This window comes from Lactobacillus sp. ESL0791 (assembly GCF_029433255.1).
Classification (GTDB): domain Bacteria; phylum Bacillota; class Bacilli; order Lactobacillales; family Lactobacillaceae; genus Lactobacillus.
This window is the reverse complement of sequence record NZ_JAQTHU010000001.1, coordinates 2,173,540-2,195,435: the sequence shown is the minus strand read 5'-3', so window position 1 is coordinate 2,195,435 and position 21,896 is coordinate 2,173,540. Positions and strand designations below refer to the sequence as shown.

The window sequence follows — 21,896 nt, the reverse complement described above, 5'->3', positions numbered from 1 at the left end:
TAGAGATCTTTGGAGGAATAGGTAGTGTTAAGCACAAACAATATAAAAGAGCAACAAAGAAGAAATAGTTTAGAGGATAAACGTGAACGCTTTTCCTTACGTAAACTAACAGTTGGCGTAGCTTCAGTTCTGTTAGGCTTCAGTTTTATGCAAATTAATAGCCAGGTAGTTAAAGCCGATACGGTTGAAGGAAAAACCGCGATAGTTGATAAAAAGACTTCAAAATATGAAACGCAAGGTAAATCTAAATCGGCTGCACCTAAACAAGCAGATTTGAAGACATATTCAGGTTTGAGTTTCTTTTTAAGGAGTGATTCTGAAACAGCTTCGGATAGTATGGGTGATAGTGGAGATAGCAATAGTATTTCTAGTGCGCCAAGCAGCAGCGGCACTCTAGCAAGCGAAGCAGGAAGCACAAGTAAAGGGAGTACGGCTGGAAGCGAAGCAGTGAGCTCGGCTGCATCAAGTGCGGCAACTTCTGTTGCAGCAGCTGGCTCGAATTCTGTGCAAAAGCAACCCGTTAAGGTTGCTCCTCAGGAAGAAGTTTCCACTAGAGGTGTAACAACTTCTGGGACAGACGGCGGCTGTACTTGGACATATGATAATAGTACAAAGACGATAACATTTGTCGGTGATGGTACCAGTAATATGCTTGGAGACAATTCAGATAGTCGGCATGGTATCACTTACCTTATCCAACATCCAGATAATGGACCAGTTATTACTTTAGCAGGAGTTAAAGCTATTTGTTTTGACAATAGTGATGTCAGAACCGGCGGTACTGGCAAAGGGCAAATTAAGTTACCGGCCAATTCTTCAAATTTGTTTGCTGGAATAGATGGACTTAAAAAAATTACGGGAGCCGATGGATTGGATACCAGCCAAGTTACGAATATGAGTTACATGTTCGCGAATGATCCTAAGTTATTGGAACTAAAACTTGATAACTGGAATATGTCTAATGTTGCATATAATAATATGTATGGCATGTTCTCCGGCGATCAGCAATTGCGCAGCTTGTCAATGGCCAACAGTACTAATACTTATCCTGTTTCTGCAAACCAAAATATCACAATAGATGACAACATGTTTTCTAATGATATTAAATTGGAAAAGTTAATTTTACCTAAAATTAAGGTATCTTCTATAAAATGGGGTTATTATACTAGTGTAAAGGGTAGTTTGAAATCTTTGGATGTAAGTCAGCTGGATACGAGTGGTTTAACGATTCTCAAAAATCGTGATTATTATTATGGCAGTGCATTTAGTGACTTTAATCGCTTAACAACGATTACAGGAATAGAAGGCTTGGATGTTAGTCATGTTAAAACGATGTATGGTGCCTTTTCTAATGATCCTTGTCTTACAAGTTTAGATCTTTCTGGTTGGGATACTAGTGGAATAGAAAAAGAAACAGATGATGATTATAGACCTGATGGGACTTACGAACAAGGTGCGTATCAATATTATGGCGGCATGAATCAAATGTTTTCAGGCGACACGGCGCTTACGGAATTAAAATTAGGTCCAAATTGGAAAACTGACAATGTTTATTCAATGGCTAACATGTTTTCAGGTGATAAAAATTTGACAAAAATTAGTGGTTCCGGTCACTGGAATATGGGCAATGTTGCACATGCAGAATCTATGTTTGGATCAAATTATTCTGATGATGGTGCTGCAAAGCTTACGGATGAAGCCTTGACAAATATTGGCGTAAGTAATTGGGATACGAGTCACTTTAAGAATACACAATCTATGTTTAAGGGTGCCAGCAGCCTGACAACATTAGACTTACGTAATTGGGATACCAGTCATGTTACTAACATGACATCCATGTTTCAAGATGATAGCAAACTGCATGTTTTGAATTTAGGCAAGGATAAAGATAGTAATGTTCAGATTTTTACTACAACTCCCGCCTTTGATCAAATGTATAATATGTTTTCTGGAATTGGGACTAAGACTGATAGCACTGGTGCTCTGCAGCTGACATTAGGCAACTTTAAGATTAATAGAAATGCTTGGGGCACAATCACAGCTAAGAGTGTTGCAGCGACCAATTTAGTTACAATAGATGGAGAATCCACCCAAAACATAAGTGGGGATAAATTTTACAAAGTAGAAGACCTTTATACTGGTACAAGTGGTCCGGATAATACTTATACTTTTAATTTATACAGTTCTGACAATGTTCGGTATAAATTATTGGGTAGCTACACTGCTCCAACCATTATGGCTCATAAGGGACAGACCAGTCTTGTTATAAAAAAGGAAGATCTTGATGGAAAGTTAGGTACAGTTTTTTATGACAGCGAAGGAACAATGCAGAATTATTCTATTACTGACTTGAAAAGTTTGGACGATTACTTTCATACAAACGGTAATGTGGTTGTCAAAGATCTTCAATGGCTGGATTCTTCGATGACTACTGCCGGGGTACCGACAGGTACAGGTACAGGTGCAGTTGATAGTGGTGGCCATATTACGAATCATATAAGTGATCCATTAACTGATACACAAAAAGGTAATGCGGTTGTGCAGGTAAACTTTGGTGATGGTACCCATGGCTATGTTCCGGTTAATGTACAGATTCCTAAAATAACGGGTGCAGGTGTGAATACATCTACACAATTAAGGAATATACCAAGTGAAGAAAAGGCTAAAGCTGCGGTAAAGCTGGATGGTGGCACAGCCCCTGATAGCTGGGATGACGGTAAATGGAATTTAAGTTATCATTGGGTGAAAGGTACCACTTGGAGAGACCTCAGTGAAGATGATCTAGGAACAGTTAGCTCCATACCAATATCTAATGTTGGTGTTAAGGTTAAATATACTACACCAGGTGGCGATGCTGATGGCAGTGAGATAGTATCAACGGGTATATCCCTGAAGGTGCAAAATTATAGCCAACTTTATAATGTAACTTATGGAGGTGCGACACTGCAGGCACATCTTAAAACGGATCCTACTAACCCTAGAGTTGAAAGCGTAGCCGTTCCAAAAGAATTGACTGATCCTGCTAAATGGGGCAACTTTATTAGTATTAACACTACAGATGGTAGTCCAGTTCCAGAACATTTGAATGATGCCATTAAGAGTATCGAATGGACTACTGCTTCTGCACCAACAACTACAGGGAGTCATACAGTTACTCTGAAAGTAACGTTTAAAGATGATTCCCCTGACAATCCTTCAACTGTTACAATTCCTGGTGTTAGTGTCAATGTTTCTGGTGGGGTGGTTGATTCTGGTCATCCTAATAATGTTGGCGTTAATGGAAGCAGTTGGTTTTCTGAAAGCACAGCTAAAGCTGCACTCACTGGCACAAGCACTAATGCTATAACCATTAATTTTCCTTCACCGTCGGTTTCATATTCTTGGTCTAAAGACGGGAAGAATAATTCCAATCCAGATGTAAGCAGCGATAAAGTTGGTGTTACGCAACATGTTTATGTTTTGATCGATTACCATGATGATACTAAGCAGGCTGTACCCGTTGATTTAAATGTAACCTCTATCGGGCAAAAGTATACGCCTCATATTACAACGGGCCAGACTATTAAAATCCATCGAACTGATTCTGCTGATGCGCGCGATAGTCAGGGCTATCCCCGCATACCGATAATTACCGATGCTAATAAAATAAATGATTTGTTAACATTAAATAATGCTTCCGATCTACCGTTTTCGCCGCCACCTGTTCCGTCTAGTGAAGTAAGCAAAATTATCTGGGATACAAATCATGCTAATGATCCTGAGAGTGACGGGCCGGGAACACAATCTAAGCCGGTTATTGTTGTTTATAAAGATGGATCACAAGAAAGCACTATTAACTCTGCTGCTTTTGAAGTTGAAGAAGCAACAATAAAGGGAAGTCCTTCTCATTCTTACTTGCAGTCTGAAGTGCCTACTCCTGATAGCTTAATAAATTTGCCAGAGGATTTTGGCGATGCTATTTGTGAATGGGTAAAGAATGATAATACACATGAAGAATTATCTTTGACACAATTAAATAACGCGTCGGGCACAGTTGATGCAGCAATTGCGGTCACTTATGCAGATAATACCCACCAGTATTTGCCGTTTTCATTAACTATTAGCTCTAGATCAGGTCTTAATGATTATACTAAAATTCCTAAAACGGTTCATTTGAACCAACATCTTAGTCCAGATGAATTGGTTAAGATTACTCAGCGTGGTACTAATATCCCAGTAAGTCGTTCAGATTATGATCTTGAATGGGTAGATGGTGCTCCAGACTTGTCAGCAGCTGCTTTAGGTAATGCTACTGAGAAAGAAATTTCTAAAACGATCAAAGTTATTTTTAATAATGATCATTCCGTTCATGAAGTTCACGTTTCAATTACACTGGTTGGTGCGCAAAAACGTTCAACTGCTGCGGCAAAGAAAGTCTATCTTGGCAATCCTGGAATGAATCTTACACCAGATCAAGTCACCACTATTGTTCCATATTATCTTGATATTAGTAAGATTGGTTCGCTAGCAAGTTATACATTAACACCAACAGGTGATACGGTTACTTTAACGGTAACTTACAATGATGATGGGACGCAGCAGACTTTCACGGACATTCCTTTGAAGTTGGTTAAGAATAATGTGGATAATAATGCCGTGATCAATGTAAACAAGGGTGATAGCATAGGAGCAGATGATATCAGGCCAGTTCTGCTTAATTATGATGAAGTTGCAAGCACTGGTGCCGAAATTGGCGGTGTTACTGGGATTAATACAACGCACTCAGGGCTACAACATGGTAATTTTAAAATAATATATCCTGGTGATAATGATTTGGGTCTTAATGAACTTGATGTTATGGTACCAGTAGCAGTTGATGTTGGCGACGCGAAACAAAAAACCCCGTCTATTTCAACAATGCCATCGATCCATCCAGGATCAATAATAGTACCACAATATACAGATTTGCTGACGCATAATGAGTATGCACAAAACGCTGTGACTAATACGAATACAATGCCTAAGGGTGTCCAATATATATGGGATAAAGATCACATTCCGGCAACGGATAAAGAGGGCACTTACAGCGGTTTTGTCAATGTTCGTTATGCAAATGGAACATTTGCTTCAGTCCCAGTAACTGTTCAGGTAGTAGCACCATCACTTGATGAAGCAATCTTGATGCATAATTCATATATCTATAATCAGGATGCTAACCGGGTTACTAACCGGGTTCTGCAGCGAGGACTTAAGGTTAAGACTTATGGTACGACGCTGATTGACGGTAAATTGTATTACCACCTAGAAGATAACCAATATGTTAAGGCTGGTAATATTGATGGACAAACACGTCAGATAGCTAAAACAGCTTATATCTACAATCATGCGGGCAAGCGCGTTGAGGATCAGGTTATTTACAAGGGTACAAAGGTTAAGACTTATGGTGCTGCTGTTAAGATTGATCACGATAAATATTACACGCTTGGCCTCGAGAAGTTTATTAAAGCTGAAACGGTAAGATAAGTAATTTATTTAGCAAAAAGGTTGATGTCTTTGACTTTAACTGTCCGATTAGCCCCTAACTTAGAACTAGTTTTCGATATTTTATTGGAACTAGTTCTTTTTTTGCCTAAAATTACACAATGAATTCAATTAATGTTTAAACTGCTGCGATCGCGAGTGTCTGGGAAAAAACTAGATACGAAAAGAAACGTTAGTTTTTAAGGTTGTAGAATAAATCCTGTTGATGAGTACCTTATGGTATCTTATTAATAGGATTTATTGCTGTTTAAAAGCAAAAAAGAAGACATTCAAAACTGTCTTCCCTCAATTATCCATTAACGCTCTACCATTATGTTTTTTAAGGAGCTTTGTTATGTCTTCTCTTGATGATTATTCTACTAAACTTTTGCTTGATATTAAAGATAATAACCTTGTTTTTTCTGGCTTTTATCTTGCTAAGGATCATGTTACCAAGGTTCTCATCGCTGAACTTATATTGCCTATAACTTCTTGTCCCAATTGTCATGACCCTTTAGTCCATAACGGCCACTGCCTTTCTCACATTCACTATCTTGCTTTTGATGCTTCTAAGCCGATTCAAATCGAATTGCATAAGCAGCGCTTGTATTGTCGAACTTGTCACCGCTCTTTTATGGCCACCAGCCCGCTAATTAATAAGCATTGCTTTATTGCCAATCCTGTTAAGCAAAAGGTCATTAATGACTTAACTGTTGATCGTTCCATGAAAGACATTGCCTGCTCTGACAATGTTTCTTCTAATACCGTGTTACGGACACTAATTAAGTTTAAAAAGCAGCCTCAGGTTGATGACTATGATTACTTGCCAGAACATATTGGGGTTGACGAATTCCGCGGTGTCAACCGCCAATTGCACTTTATCTGCGTTGATGGCGACTCCCATCAGATCATCAAAATTTTGCCCACGCGCTTAAAAAAAGATATTATGGCTTTCTTTGAAAAATTTCCCCTAATCGTCAGAAGTAAAGTCAAAACTGTTACTATGGATCTCAATGCCTATTATCAAGATATTGCCCATGCGCTTTTCCCTAACGCCCAAGTCATCATTGACCGTTTCCATATCGTTCAAATGCTTAATCGTTCCTTCAACCAATTGCGCGTCCAAACTATGAAACGGTTTGATCATCGTGACCGCCGTTACATCTTGCTCAAATACTACTGGAAGTCATATCTAACACCCTACAACAAGCTGGAAGTTAAAAGGGTCAAGTATTACAAGCACCTAAGAGATTGCATGACGCAAGAGCAAATCGTTGAGGAAGGGTTGGATGCAAGTCCCAAATTACGGGCTGCTTACGATTTAATGCAGACCCTAAGACAGTCGCTTACCGAACATGATTCTAAACAAATGGCCAAGCTGCTAAAAAGTCGAGCTGACGTGGGTGGGCAAATGAAAACGACACTTAAAACTTTTAAACGTAATCGCAAAGCCGTCCTAAATGCTGCTACTTCAAAGTATTCCAATGGTTGTGTTGAAGGAACTAATCGCCGGATTAAACAAATTGAACGAACTGCTTATGGATATCGCAACTTTTCCAACTTAACTGCTAGAATCATGTTAGAATCAAAAAATGCCGTGCTAAAAGAAAACACTTTAAGCAAAATTGCCTAAAGTATTTCAAGTTAAATATTATTTTTCATCAACAGAATTTGACATTCAGCCGTTTTTAATATTAACGTTCCTTTTTGGATATAAATAATTAATCGGATTATGTTGCAAAAAACTTATCTAAGTTAAAAATAATTCCAGCAGCATTCGATTTTTATAAATGTGTTTAAAGCATATCTATAAAAATTAGAATTTTTTCCCAGACACTTATTTTTTCGTAATAATCTACAACGATACAGTTACCTATTTCAAATTCACCTGACACGTAAACCTATTTTATAAATTAATGTCAGCAAAGGCTGATTTTTGCTGTCCCTGTTTATTTCATTAATCGTGTAATAATAACACGAATACAGGTGAGTGAGCATCTAAAATCAAAATCGCATTTGCAATAATTATTTCAATGAATGAAATGGAATGACTTTGGAAAAATAAAGTCGTGTGCGCTTCTTAAAATTACCGGTATTATAAATTCATCTAATTTTATTTTTAACAATCCAATTTAACCAGCGTTCAAGAATATCATTATAAATAATTTATAATAAAATAAACTATTTATACAAAGTGCGTTTAGTATAGCTGATTATGCAAATTATCAAATATTGAATAATTATATTAATGTCTGTCATATATTTTAATTTAATAGGAATAGCTTAACAAATTGGATTAGTATTTATATCCAAGTATATATTTAATTACACTTATATACTTTAAACAATAGGGATTTTTGAATAATCAAAAATTGTACACAGACTGGAATAATTGGAAATAATTTATGATTTTATTAAGAGCAATATTTACAAAAATAAAATTAAGGTCTACTATATAATGTGTATATAATCAGAATTATCCATAGACAATCTGGAGGTCAAAAGTTGAGCAAAAATAATTTTACTGAGCGATTAAAAAAGATGGAGTCGCAGACTAAGCAAGAGCGTTTTTCAATTCGTAAACTAACGATTGGCGCTGCATCCGTTTTGATCGGCTTAGGATTTTTAGGTATTAACAGTCAGGTAGCTCATGCTGCTGATGGTGAGTCAGAATTAAATAACAGCATTCACAGTAGTGAGGTCAGTGGAACAGATACTGGCAGAAAAGGCGCTGCAAATGATGTAAACAAATCTACCAGTACCAATGTGAACATTACAAATGAACAAAAGTCAAACAAAACTTCACCAAAGGTGAAATTGTCAACTTACGCGGGCTTAAGATCATTTTTGCGGGACGGGTCTGAAATAGTTGAATCTGGGACAACTAGTGATGGAAGTGAATCTGCTGCTTCTGCTCCAAGTCAAGAAGAAAAAGAAAATGAGAGTAAGAAAGCTGAGGCAGAGCAGAAGCTGAATGCGGCAGCGACTAGTTTAGATACAACATTAGGCAAAGCCAATGAAGCAAGCAGCTCTGACAAATATCAACACGAGACACCGGAAAAGCAGCAGGCTTTGCAAGATGCTGTAAATAAGGCGCAAGAAGCAATCAATAAGTATCGTGATCCAGGCAGTGCGGATCTACCAGAAGCTGATCAGGCAAAATTGCTGGCTGATATTAATGCGGCACAGGATGGCTTGACAGCACTGTTAGCGGAATATTCTGCAACTCAGGAGCAGGTCGATACGCAGGAGGAAGTTTCTCCACAGGCCATAATAACGGGAACTGATGGCGGTGTTAGATGGGAATTTGAAAGTAGTACAGGCACCTTAAGTTATACAACTGCTGGACAACTTTCTGCTGATACCATTCAATCTATTATGTCAACTGCTGGAATTTCTGAAGATAGCATTAAAAAGATTGCTTTCGACATTGGGATTAAGCTAGCGGCAAATAGTCAATCTAAATTTGCAAATTTAACTAAACTAACAGAAATTCAAGGAGTGAATACTCTAGATGCTAGCGCTTTAACCGATACAAGTTATATGTTTCACAATGATGGTAATCTGACCGGTCTATTAGATTTATCTAGTTGGCAGACAGGTTCGTTAACTAGCATGTATGGTATGTTTCGGATGGACAGTTATGTTGACAATCATTATAGTAGTCTAACCGATATAAAATTTGGTAACGGTTGGAATATTAGCAAAGTAGAGAACATGGACTACATGTTTTATTATGACCAGCAATTGAGAACCATTGATTTTGGAAGTCAATGGCATAGTACTATTGGCACTGGTGTTAGTACTCCTAATAGCGGCGTTTATATGAACGGTATGTTTTATAATTGTAGCAGTCTAACCGATGCATCTATGGCTACTATAAGCGATTGGGATACTAGTCGCGTGAAGAGCATGAATTCTATGTTTAGTTGCTGTGAAGGGTTAAGCACTTTAAATATAAATAATTGGAACACTGGTAATGTGGGGGACATGGATTCTATGTTCTCCGGTTGTAGCAACTTAAATAATTTGAATTTAAATACGTGGAATACTAGTAATGTAAGGTCTATGGGATCTATGTTTTCCGGTTGCAGTAGCTTAAACTGGAATAGCTCAGATTTGCATACTTCTGGTGTATCCTGGAATACTAGTAACGTAACTGACATGAGCGGTATGTTCTCCGGTTGTAGCAACTTAAATAATTTGAATTTAAATACGTGGAATACTAGTCAAGTGTCTGACATGAGCAGTATGTTTCAAAGCTGTTCAGGATTAACCAGCTTGGCTATAGATAATTGGGATACTGGTAATGTGCTTAGCATGAAATATATGTTTTATGATTGTACGGCTTTAAACAATCTAGATTTGCACCATACTGAAGGTAATATTCCATGGAATACTGGTAACGTAACTGACATGAGCCATATGTTTGCTTTCCAAAGTCCCAACCAATATCCCTATGTTGCGCCAAAGTTAACTAATTTTGATCTCCAAGGTTGGGATACCAGTAAAGTTACTAATATGAGCTACATGTTCCAATATGACACTGCCTTAACTACGGATTTGATACAAAACAAAGGTATAGCTAGTTTTATCACCGATATGGTAGGTAATATGTCGCATATGTTTGATGGTGACAGTGGTGTGGAAAGTCTAATCTTAGGAGTTGGCACTCACTTCAAAACCAGTAATGTTGGTAATATGTCATACATGTTCTCTGGCATGACTAGTATGAAAAAATTAAATATTGATAATTTTGATACTAGTGCTGTCAGCGATATGTCGCACATGTTTGATAGTGATCAATTATTAGATAATCTTAAAGTCTCTAATTTTGATACAAAATTTGTTGAAGACATGTCGTACATGTTTAATAATTGTCGAAGCTTGACTAGCTCAGGAACTGCTGTAGACGGTAATCCTGCGGTGGCATTTGATGTTAGTGGATTTAATACGGGTTATGTTGAAAATATGGCCTATATGTTTGCTGGTGATATTAAGTTGACTAGTATAGAGGTTACAACTAATGAGTCAGATCCAAATAATAGTAGATGGACTACTGACAGTGTAACTGATATGCAGCATATGTTTGATGGTGATACAGCATTAACTGGTCTAGATGTTAGCGGCTGGGATACGAGCCAAGTGACTAATATGCAGTATATGTTTAACCGTGATACTAATTTAGCTAGTCCAGTAGTTACTAATTGGCATACAGGTCAGGTTACTGACATGCAGCATATGTTTGATGGTGCTGGCAGTATAATTTCTTTAGATTTAAGTAATTGGGATACTAGTAGTGTGGGCTTGGACGCTGGCAGTATGCAATACATGTTTAATAACGCCAACGATTTAACCCAAATAAAATTAGGTGACAATTGGAATACTGAAAATGTTACCGATATGTCATATATGTTTAATGGCGATACAAGTTTGACAACTTTGGATAATACAACTTTAGATAATAATGATGCACCGTGGGGTACTGCTAATGTCACAAACATGGACAGTATGTTTAACGGAGACGGTAACGTTGCAGATTTGCGTTTTGTAAAAAAATTTGATACTACCAATGTTACAAGCATGGCCAATATGTTTAACGGCAATAATAAGATAACCGAGTTAGATTTAAGTTTGTGGAATACCAAAAATGTCACTAGTATGAATAACATGTTCAATGGTGATGCTGCTCTGACTACTTTGAAATTGGGGTCAAACTGGAATACGAGCAAAGTTTATTATATGCAGAATATGTTTAATGGCACTAGTAAACTTAGTAGCTTGAACTTGAGCGCCTTTGATACTAGTGGAATATATTATGGCAATATGACTGACATGTTTAATGGCTTGGGTGCTGATGCCAGTGTAGACAAGTTTGTTCTGCAATTAGGCCACTATAGATTAGATTCTAGTGTCTGGGGTACTTTTAAATGGCAGAACATTAAGGCAACAGGTACTGACGGAACTATAGAGAATCCTAAAGGTACTGCCTATGATTTAAATGGCTTTAAGACTCTATACAATAAGGATGTTTCGATGTGTCCTGGACCAGCAACTTATGTCATGACTGTACATAAAGATGATAATAAGCGTTATAAAATCAATGACGTTACAATTAAGGTCCATAAGGGACAACGTGCTAAGATAATTGATCAGTACCCAATGACAGATATTCTATCATTTGAAGATACTGAAACATCAACTGATAAAAGCTATACTGATCTTATAAATGCTACTGATGATATTAAGCATAGTAACAAAACACTTGTATTGGCAGAATGGCTGCCTAATAAAAAGATAAATGCTGAAGGTCGTATTGATGATGGCGGTGTGATTGACAATCTTGGCAATTTAGTTACAGATCCGCCAGATTTGGGTATTGATAAAGGAAACGCAGTAATTAAGCTGACTTTTGGTGACGGTACAATAACTAATGTTCCGGTGAAGGTGCAATTGCCGAAGTTTGCCCCCGGCAAGGGCCAGATTGTGGCTAAAGATACAGATCCTAGTACTGAAGAAGCAAAAGCGAAAGCAAAAGCAGGTATTAAAACTAGTGATTCTCCAGAAGGACCAGGACCAGACGAATGGGGCAAGTCAGATCTAACTTATTCTTGGGTCAGAAGAGAAGGCAACCATGCACCCTTACAGAAGAGCTACTTAAGCAGTTATGGTCAAAAAGACGTAGCCGTTAAGGTTACTTATACTACTGATGGTAGCCCAGATGGCGAAGACATTGTCCCTGTTACTCTGTTAGTTGAAAGATATTCTGATGCATATCCAATTTCAATTAAGCCAGATCTATCGTCACTACCACCAGCCCCCAAAAAAATAACAACACACGCAGTCGGTGATGGCAATACGTTTAAGGTAGCTGCTCCAGCAGCCTTCTCTAAAGATCACTTGAATGATATGAATGATCTGATTAAGGTCACCGACCATGCAACAGGTGCTGTCATTGATGCTATTACTGATAGTCAAGAATTTGACAGCATCATTGATCACCTAGATTGGGCAGCTGGTGGTACTCCTACCATTATTAATAATAATCCAAATGAATTTAATTCTTGCCAAATTGCTGCTACATATACTGATGGTACAACTGGTGGTTCTACTGGGCTGCAAGTAAATGTGGTCGGCGGTAAGAGTGATCCTTATGCAATTACCGCAACTGGTGTAGATGTTAATACGGCGTTAACAGATACCAATGCTAAGGCTGCATTACTTAATGCAGGCAATATAACTGATGCTTATCCAAATGCCACATTTGAGTGGGCAACCTCAGCCAGCGGTGAGCATGCTCCTAGCACTAGCACAGCTGGTACGCAGCGCGTCTATATCATCATTAATTATGGTGATGGTACTAAACAGGAGGTACCGGTAATCCTGAAAGTAAATAACACTTCATCAAAATATAGCGGTATCTTGTATAATGGATCGGCTTTGTCTATCCATGCCGCAGATGATAGTACAGTTGTCCCCGATTTGAACTTTAATGCGATGAAAAGCAGCCTTACACACACAGTTACAGCTGGTATAGCTACAACTCATGATCCAATTCCAGCCAGTAAGATTAGCGAACTTAATTGGGCAACTGAAACTAATAGTATTCCAGGTTACACCACCAAAGATATTGGTACGCAGAATGCTAAATTACAAATCAAGTATGACGATAATTCAATAAGTGATCCATTTATTGTTCCGATTACTGTCAAGGGTGCTAAAGTCTTAGTCACTAACAAGGCCTATTTGCGTGGAAATGTTCCGTCTGCCGCTGACTTTTTGTCAGATGCATCTTTGGGGCAAAAATCAGATTCAGATAGTTTAGGTGCTAGTTACAAATGGGTCGATGTTGCTACCCATCAAGAGCTGACTAATTTGAATAGCACTGAAGGGATTGTGAAAGCAGCAATTGAAGTTGATTATCATGATGGCACTCACCAATATCTGCCGGTGAAGCTGGCTATAGGAAATTGGGCACAGTACTATAGAGACAAGGTTAGGATTAGCAATTTCACTACCCACATCGGGGCTAATATTACTGATGCGAGTTTGAATAGTCATATTGTTGTAACCGGATTGACTCCTAATGTCGATTACCGCTTAACGTGGGCGGCTAAACCGGATACCAGTGCTGCCGGTCTGGGCAGCACTGGCAGTAAGAACATTAGCACCAATGCAATGATTACCTTTACTGCAGATGGCTCACAGCTTACTGAACGGGTAGATGGAACAGTTGTTGGGGCTGTTCTTAAGAACAGCAATACATCCAAAAAAGTTTATCTGAATGATACAAGCTTGTCTGCAGATCAGCAAGCTGATGTTGGTAGTTATTATGTAGACGACAGCCTGATTAATAGCTATCCACATAGCTACACTGTGCAATTAAATAGTGATAAAGCAACCATTACGGTTCGCTATAATGATGATACTAATGCTGAACAAGTACTTAAACCAGTACCGTTTACAGTTTTTGGACCAAAAATACAACAGGCAAAGGTTTATCAAGGTGATAGTATCACGTCACAGCAAGTACTTAGTAATTACAATGAATTAAAGGATAATTCTGGAATAACTTTAGATGATAATGTGTCTGGAATTAATACCAAACAAGTTGGATTCCAATCAGGACAAATTGGCATTCGATATGTACCTAGTGATCCTGGATTTATTCATTTTAGAGGCAGTTATTTAATTCCAGTAATTGTTAAGGTCACTAAACGACCAGTTGATAATTCAATGGCCAGCAACTTAAATCCTGGCGGAGGTGAGATTCAAGTGCCGCAATATACGGATCTACCGATACACAATGATTATGCTGGTAGTGGGATTACTAATGCAGGCGCAATGCCAGCTGGCACAAATTATACTTGGGACACCAACAATGTGGCCGATACTTCCACTAAGGGCAAAATGGATAAGACATTTGTCACAGTTCACTATCCGGACGGCTCTGTTGGTTCGGTTCCCGTCAAGGTTAACGTAGGCGATCCGCAGGAAAGCGATGTTGTTTTGAAGCATAGTGCTTATCTCTATGATAAGCAAGGCAAACGGGTTAACGACCAAATCTTGCAAAGCGGTTCAAAGGTTAAGACCTACGGAACGACTATGATCAATAATCAACTGTATTACATTATTGAGGCTGACAAGTATTACGTGAAAGCCAGCAACATTCACGGAGAGAAGAGGAAGCTGGATTTGACGGCTCACGTCTACGACAAGTATGGTCAGCAGATCGGCGACCAAGTAATTTATGCGGGCACTGCGGTAACCACTTACGGTACTCCAGTCACAATCAAGGGTCAGAAATATTACCTGATTGACGGAAATAAGTATATTAAAGCCAGTGACTTCCCGCCGACTTCCGATACTTGGGTTGATCCTACGGTTCATGGGGACAATGATGCTACAGGCGGGGTTAAGAAGGCAATTAATCATGCAGCTTATCTCTATGATAAGAATGGTAAACGTGAAAACAAGGCTATCTTGAAAGCCGGGTCAAGTGTGGTAACTTACGGTAAGACGACAATTAAGCACAAACAGTATTACGTCTTGGATAATGATGAATTTTTGTTGGCCAGCAACATCGATGCCGTTAAGCGACACACAATAGGCAAAGTCACAGTGGTTAACCGCTACGGTAAGGCAACAAAGAAGAAAATGCGTAAGGGCGCTAAGGTGGCTACCTATGGCAAGGCCGTCAAGATTAAAGGTATTAAATACTACACTATTGGTGATAATCGTTACGTGAAAGCCAGCAAGCTGAAATAAGAGTGAAAATGGAGGAAATACGTAGTGTTAAGTAAAAAAAATATTAACGAACGGCAAAGAAAAAGTGAGTTGCAGAATAAACGTGAGCACTTTTCTTTACGTAAACTGACGGTCGGGATGGCCTCTGTACTGCTCGGCTTCAGTTTTATGCAGGTGAATAACCAAACAGCTAAAGCCGACACAGTTACAGGAGCAGATAGTGCAGTAGTTAATAAACAAACAGCCAAGCAAAAAGAGCAGACGAATTTAGCAACCTATTCTGGTTTGCGTTCTTTCTTAAGGAGCGAACCAGAAGCACCACAACCTTCACAAGCTAGCCAAGGCAGTCAAGCTGAAGCTTCAAGCAGTGGTACAGAAACAAGTGCAGCGGAAACTTCTAGCGCAAGCAGTTCTGCAGGAAGTGAGGCAGTTAGTTCAAGTGCCTCAAGCAGCACTTCCGCAACTTCAACCGAGGTAGATGAAACGCATTCAGCTAAGGTTGAAGCACAGGATGGTATTGAACCACGAACAATTATTACTGATGTAGACGGTCAATGTAATTGGAGCTATAGTAGTGTGTCTAAGACGATGACTTTTGTTGCCACCGGTAGTGGTAATACACTTTCTTCTACTCCAGTTAAAACTTTAGCTAGTCTTAAAGGAATTGGGCCAGATGCAATCAAATTTATTGAATTTGATCAATCGGGTGGGGCAATTAATCTACCTTCAAGTTGTTATCAAAAATTTGCTAATTTGTCTGGACTTAAAGGCATGATAAATGTTGACGAATTAGTTGCTAGCAATGTTACGTCTATGAGTGGAATGTTTGCCAATGACCCTAAATTATTGAAGTTAGATCTTCGTGGCTGGAATGTTAGCCAAGTTAGATCTATGGATGGGATGTTTTCTAATAATTATTCCTATGGTATCACTGATTCTAGTAAACAAAGTGTGATGTCTTCGTTAAATCTTCATGGCTGGAATATTTCAAAAGTTTATACTATAAGCCGCATGTTTTATAATCTGCCTAAGTTGAAAGTATTAGATGTAGAGAATTGGACAACAAATTCTTCCAATTCTATGAGTATGGATGAGGTATTCAAGAATGATACAGCATTAGTTACTTCAAAAGAAGGGGATTTGGATAACGGTTTAGACTTAAGTTCGTGGCAGTTTAAGGTTAATTGTTCTATGTATCATGCTTTCGAAGGCCTTTCCAGTCTGAAAACCCTAAATATTGGTGGTTTAAATACTTCTAATGTGAATAGTATGGAAGGATTATTTTATAACGATAGTAAATTATCCACTATTAAAGGATTTGCTAATTGGGATGTTAGCAGTGTTACGGATATGTCTGAAATGTTTCAAAATGATAGCAACTTAAAAAAGATTGCAGGGATTGAAAGCTGGAACGTTAAAAATGTTGAAAAGATGATACATATGTTTGATGGTGCGTTTGCTAGTTCTTCCAGTTTGACAGATTTAACTCTTAATTGGAATGTTACTAAAGTTGCAGGAAGTGAAGATCAACATCGTGGTCCTGGTAGTGGATACTGGTACGCAACTGCATATACGCAAAACGGCATGGCGTATATGTTTGCCAATACAAAAAATTTGGCTACTTTAAATTTATCTAACTGGGATGTTACCAATGTTTATTCAATGTATCATATGTTTGATGGAGCTATCAGTTTAACGAAAATTACAGGTATAGAAGGTTGGAATGTTGGTAGAATTCATCACATGGAATTTATGTTCAATGGTGATAGCAGTTTAAAGTCACTAGACTTGCATAATTGGCATACTAGCCAGGTTGTTAATATGTCCTCCATATTTAATGGTGATAGTAAGTTGACTACCTTGAATTTGGGTAAAAATGATTCTGGCCTCCAAACATTTACTACACCTGTTGTAGGTGATGATAGTAATATGTTTAACGGTGTTGGTGCTGATAATGTTGCTAGTTCTCCTTTGAAGTTAACGTTAGGAAACTTTAAAATAAGCAAGTCTTATGCATGGGGAAGTTTTGAAGGACGAAGTATTGAATCGACTGAGGCAATTACTGATGTAACTACAAGTTCTGGCTCAGTTAATTACATAACTCTTGATAAATTGAAAGATCTCTATAAGGATGCAACTAATACGAACAGGCCTGTCGAAAATACTTATACCGTGTATTTGCATAAACATGACGATGAGCGTTATGGGCTAACTATCCCGCCAGATCCTAATCATTCTACTAATAATATTCCTACAGTATATGCTCATAAAGGCCAAAAAACACAGATTACCAATGGTACTGATCTTAATGGTGTAAATGAAATTCTGGGACTAATCTTTTATGATAGTGAAATTTCTCCTTTGGGCACTCACTACTCAATTACTGATCTAAATAGTAAACCTGATTACTTTAATTCTGATCCTGAACACCCAGAAAATACTCCTAAAACTGTCACAGGCGTCAAATGGGTAAGTAAGAAGGCTATGAATTCATCAGGCGAATTAATTGATGGTGGTGTAATTGAAACGGACCATATTTATAACGATGTTGATGGAAGTCTTAATCATATTGAAAACAAAATTATATATAATCCAACTGATACTGTCGCCAATGAGCTGGGGAATGCAGTTGTCGAGGTAGATTTTGGTGAACAGAGAGCTAAAGTCGATGAACATGGCAACCCTGTTTATGTTAATAAACTCAATGAATATGGTGATCCTGTTGTCGATAAAAGTAACGGTGGTCCAGTATATGTTAATAAAGTTGATGAACATGGTAATCTTGTTCATGCTTCTGCCCATATTGGCAAGTACATCCCTGTTAATATAGTACTTCCTAATATAACTACCGCAACCCAATATGCTCAAAAGGGTAAGTTACCAAGTGAAGAAAAGGCTAAGAATGCGATTGCAATAGATGGATCAGCTGCCGAAACATGGCAGGATAAGTGGAATTTGAAATATTCATGGGTGATTAGAAAAGTTGATAGAAATGGACGTCCTATAGATGCGAATGGTCATTCTCTAGACGCTGCTGGTCATCCTATGGATACGGACGGCCATCTTCTAGATGCAGACGGTCATTCTCTAGATGCAGACGGTCATCCTATGGATTCATTAGGTAATCCTATATTAAGCGAATATAGTCAACCTACATATAGTCAACCTGCATATAGTCCCTTAACTGATAATGATGTAAAGCATAGTGATACTAATCCATATGGTAAAGTACCTAATGTTGGTGTTAAAATCAGTTACAGTACTCCAGATGTGGATGATGATGGCTTTGAAATACAACCGGTAGATTTAGAAGTTAAAAACTATGCTGACTCTTATATAACAACTTTTAAGCCATCCGCACTTAATTTATTAAAGGCACACTTTGCCACCAACCCAGACACTCATCAACCTGAAATTGTTGATCCAAGTGAATTTAAAGATTCTACCAGTTGGGGGCAATTCCTTAACGTTGTGACTAACGATACATTTCATACCCAGCAAACTGGTAACTTATCTGATATTATTAAAAGTATTGAATGGGATCTAGGTGACTCAAGTGCAGTACCACCTAGACCTTCAGGAGCGCCGACCCTAACGCTTGGTCAGCAAACTACTGGGCGTACACTTAAAATAACCTATACAGATGGTTCTACCGCGCTTGTTCCTAATGCGGCAGTGACCGTCTATGGCGGAGAAGTGGATTCTGGTAATGTAACTACAGTGGGAATTAACCAAACAGATATGTTGTCTTCGGATACTGCTAAGGCCGCGTTAACTGCTGCAAGCTTTACATCTATAAATGATAATGATAGCTTAGCCACGTATAGCTGGTCTAAGGATGGTGTTAGTTCTGTCAATCCGGATATTAGCCAGCCGGTAACTCCTACTGCTCCAAATGCCTATATCATAATTGATTACCATGACAATACTGCTAAGCAGGTGATACCCGTAAAATTAAAGGTAACGGCTCTTAAGCAGGATTATACGCCAGTGAACTCATCAGGAATTTCGATTCATGCAACTGATGCTGATGATGCGTTTACTGGTGGACATACCCGGGTTCCAGTAATTACTGATCCAGCTACTATTGATCAAGTGCTGACTTTGAAAGATCCTTCGGGTCTCCCACTGGGTTCACCGGTGGCTTCGTCAACTAAAGTAAGAAAGATTATTTGGAAAACGGATGATGAACCTAATAGTGCTGGCAACGCAACCCAAAATCACCAAGTTATTGTTGTTTACAATGACGGTTCTGAAAGTGTCCCTATCAGTGCTACCTTTAATGTTGAATCGGCTACCATTAAAGGTACTGCTACTGGTATTAGCCAATCTGAATCTAATTATAGTGGTACATTCTTGCAGGGTACGGTTCCTGCTGCAAAAACTTTAGTAAACTTGCCAGCCCACTTTGCCGATGCACAGTGCAAATGGGTGAAAAATGATGCAACGCATACAGCATTGCCTTTAGAAGATCTAAATAATATGGATGGTAAGGTTGATGCTGCCATCGCTGTTACCTATGCGGACAATACACACCAGTACTTACCAATCAAATTGACTGTCGATACTAGGTCGGGGATTAGTGAGTGTCGTCCGGTTGCACAAACCATTCACCCTGACCAATTACTTAATATCGATGATCTGGTTAAAATTACTCAAAAAGGCACCAATGATGTGGTTAGTCATTCAGAGTATCAGCTTGCGTGGAAAGATAATATTGCACCTGATTTGACGGCTGCCAGCTTAGGTGATGCCATCAGTAAGAAAATTCCAGGGACAATTATAGTTACCTTCGTTGGTGGATCAACTATGCCTGTTGACGTCGACATTACAATGGTCAGTGCACAAAAGAAACAAGCCTTAGCTACCAAGCAGGCCTATATCAGTAACGCAGGCCTAGAACTTAGTGATACTCAGATAAAGAAAATTGTTAGTCATTATCTTGATACCAGTACAATTGATTCTTTACCGACAGATTCCCAACCGACTTATATGTTAGCACAGACAGGTAATACAGTTACTCTGACTGTAACGTATAGCGATGATGGTTCGCAGCAGACTTTTACCGATATCCCTCTGAAGCTAGTTAAAGCTCAGGTTAATAATAATCCAATTCCAGTTGCACAAGGTTCAAGTCTGGGAACTGATGTTATCAAGCAGGCTTTGCTTAATTACGGTGAAGTTATGGCAACGGGTGCTGATGTTGATGATCAAATTGCTGGGGTTAATTCGTCTCAGGTTGGCAGCCGACAATATGGCAGTTTTAAAATAAAGTATTCAGAAGATGCTGCTTGGGGCCTGCCGGGAGCTACTGATACAATCCCAGTAACGATAGATATTGTGCCAGCACCAGAGCGTCCAGTTGATAATAAACCGGTGTTAAAGCCCGGTTCAGTGTCAGTGCCACAATATACAGATTTAACTACGCACCCTGAGTATGCTAAAACTGCCGTTACAAACACTAATTTTATGCTAGACGGTTATGAATATACGTGGGATCCTGATAGCCTGCCAAAAACAGATCAGTCGGGTACTTATAAAACATTTGTGAATGTTCATGCTAAAGATGGAACATTTGTCTCAGTCCCAGTAACTGTTCAGGTGGTGGCACCATCACTTGATGAAGCAATCTTGATGCACAATTCATATATCTATAATCAAGATGCTAACCGGGTTATAAACCGGGTTCTGCAGCGAGGACTTAAGGTTAAGACTTATGGTACGACGCTGATTGACGGTAAATTGTATTACCACCTAGAAGATAACCAATATGTTAAGGCTGGTAATATTGATGGACAAACACGTCAGATGGCTAAAACAGCCTATATCTACAATCATGCGGGCAAGCGTGTTGAGGATCAGGTTATTTACAAGGGTACAAAGGTTAAGACTTATGGTGCTGCTGTTAAGATTAATCACGATAAATACTACACACTTGGTCTCGAGAAGTTTATTAAAGCTGAAACGGTAAGATAAGTAATTGGTTGATGGCTTTGACTTTAACTGTCCGATTAGCCCCTAACTTAGAACTAGTTTTCGATATTTTATTGGAACTAGTTCTTTTTTTGCCTAAAATTACACAATGAATTCAATTAATGCTTAAACTACTGCGATCGCGAGTGTCTGGGAAAAAACTAGATACGAAAAGAAACGTTAGTTTTTAATATTAACGTTCCTTTTTGGATATAAATAATTAATCGGATTATGTTGCAAAAAACTTATCTAAGTTAAAAATAATTCCAGCAGCATTCGATTTTTATAAATGTGTTTAAAGCATATCTATAAAAATTAGAGTTTTTCCCCAGACACTTGTTTTTTCGTAATAATCTGCAACGATACAGTTACCTATTTCAAATTCACCTGACACGTAAACCTATTTTATAAATTAATGTCAGCAAAGGCTGGTTTTTGCTGTCCCTGTTTATTTCATTAATCGTGTAATAATAACACGAATACAGGTGAGTGAGCATCTAAAATCAAAATCGCATTTGCAATAATTATTTCAATGAATGAAATGGAATGATTTTGGAAAAATAAAGTCGTGTGCGCTTCTTAAAATTACCGGTATTATAAATTCATCTAATTTTATTTTTAACAATCCAATTTAACCAGCGTTCAAGAATATCATTATAAATAATTTATAATAAAAT

4 protein-coding genes are annotated in these 21,896 nt (G+C 38.3%); all 4 read left to right on the top strand.

Translation table 11 applies throughout. The annotated features are described in order from the left end of the window. Positions 1-24: 24 nt before the first annotated feature. The 4 genes from PT285_RS10285 to PT285_RS10270 all read left to right on the top strand — a co-directional run bounded on the left by PT285_RS10285 (position 25) and on the right by PT285_RS10270 (position 21,222). Complete coding sequence (locus PT285_RS10285) at positions 25-5,502, top strand: BspA family leucine-rich repeat surface protein (protein ID WP_277150282.1); 5,478 nt, start codon at positions 25-27, stop codon at positions 5,500-5,502. 352 nt (positions 5,503-5,854) lie between these two features. Then, entirely contained in the window at positions 5,855-7,132 is a 1,278-nt protein-coding gene (locus PT285_RS10280; RefSeq protein WP_277150281.1) for an ISL3 family transposase, read from the top strand. An 872-nt stretch (positions 7,133-8,004) separates the two neighbouring features. Beyond that, positions 8,005-15,267 (top strand): BspA family leucine-rich repeat surface protein, encoded by a 7,263-nt coding sequence (locus tag PT285_RS10275; RefSeq protein ID WP_277150280.1) that lies wholly within the window; start codon positions 8,005-8,007, stop codon positions 15,265-15,267. A 24-nt stretch (positions 15,268-15,291) separates the two neighbouring features. Next, positions 15,292-21,222 carry a BspA family leucine-rich repeat surface protein gene (locus PT285_RS10270; protein ID WP_277150279.1) on the top strand — a complete coding sequence of 1,977 codons (5,931 nt, stop codon included), beginning with the start codon at positions 15,292-15,294 and terminating at the stop codon, positions 21,220-21,222. Positions 21,223-21,896: the final 674 nt, after the last annotated feature.

Excerpts from the sequence above, each read along its gene's own strand:
- PT285_RS10280 (WP_277150281.1), top strand. The coding sequence starts at position 5,855 with ATGTCTTCTCTTGATGATTATTCTACTAAACTTTTGCTTGATATTAAA.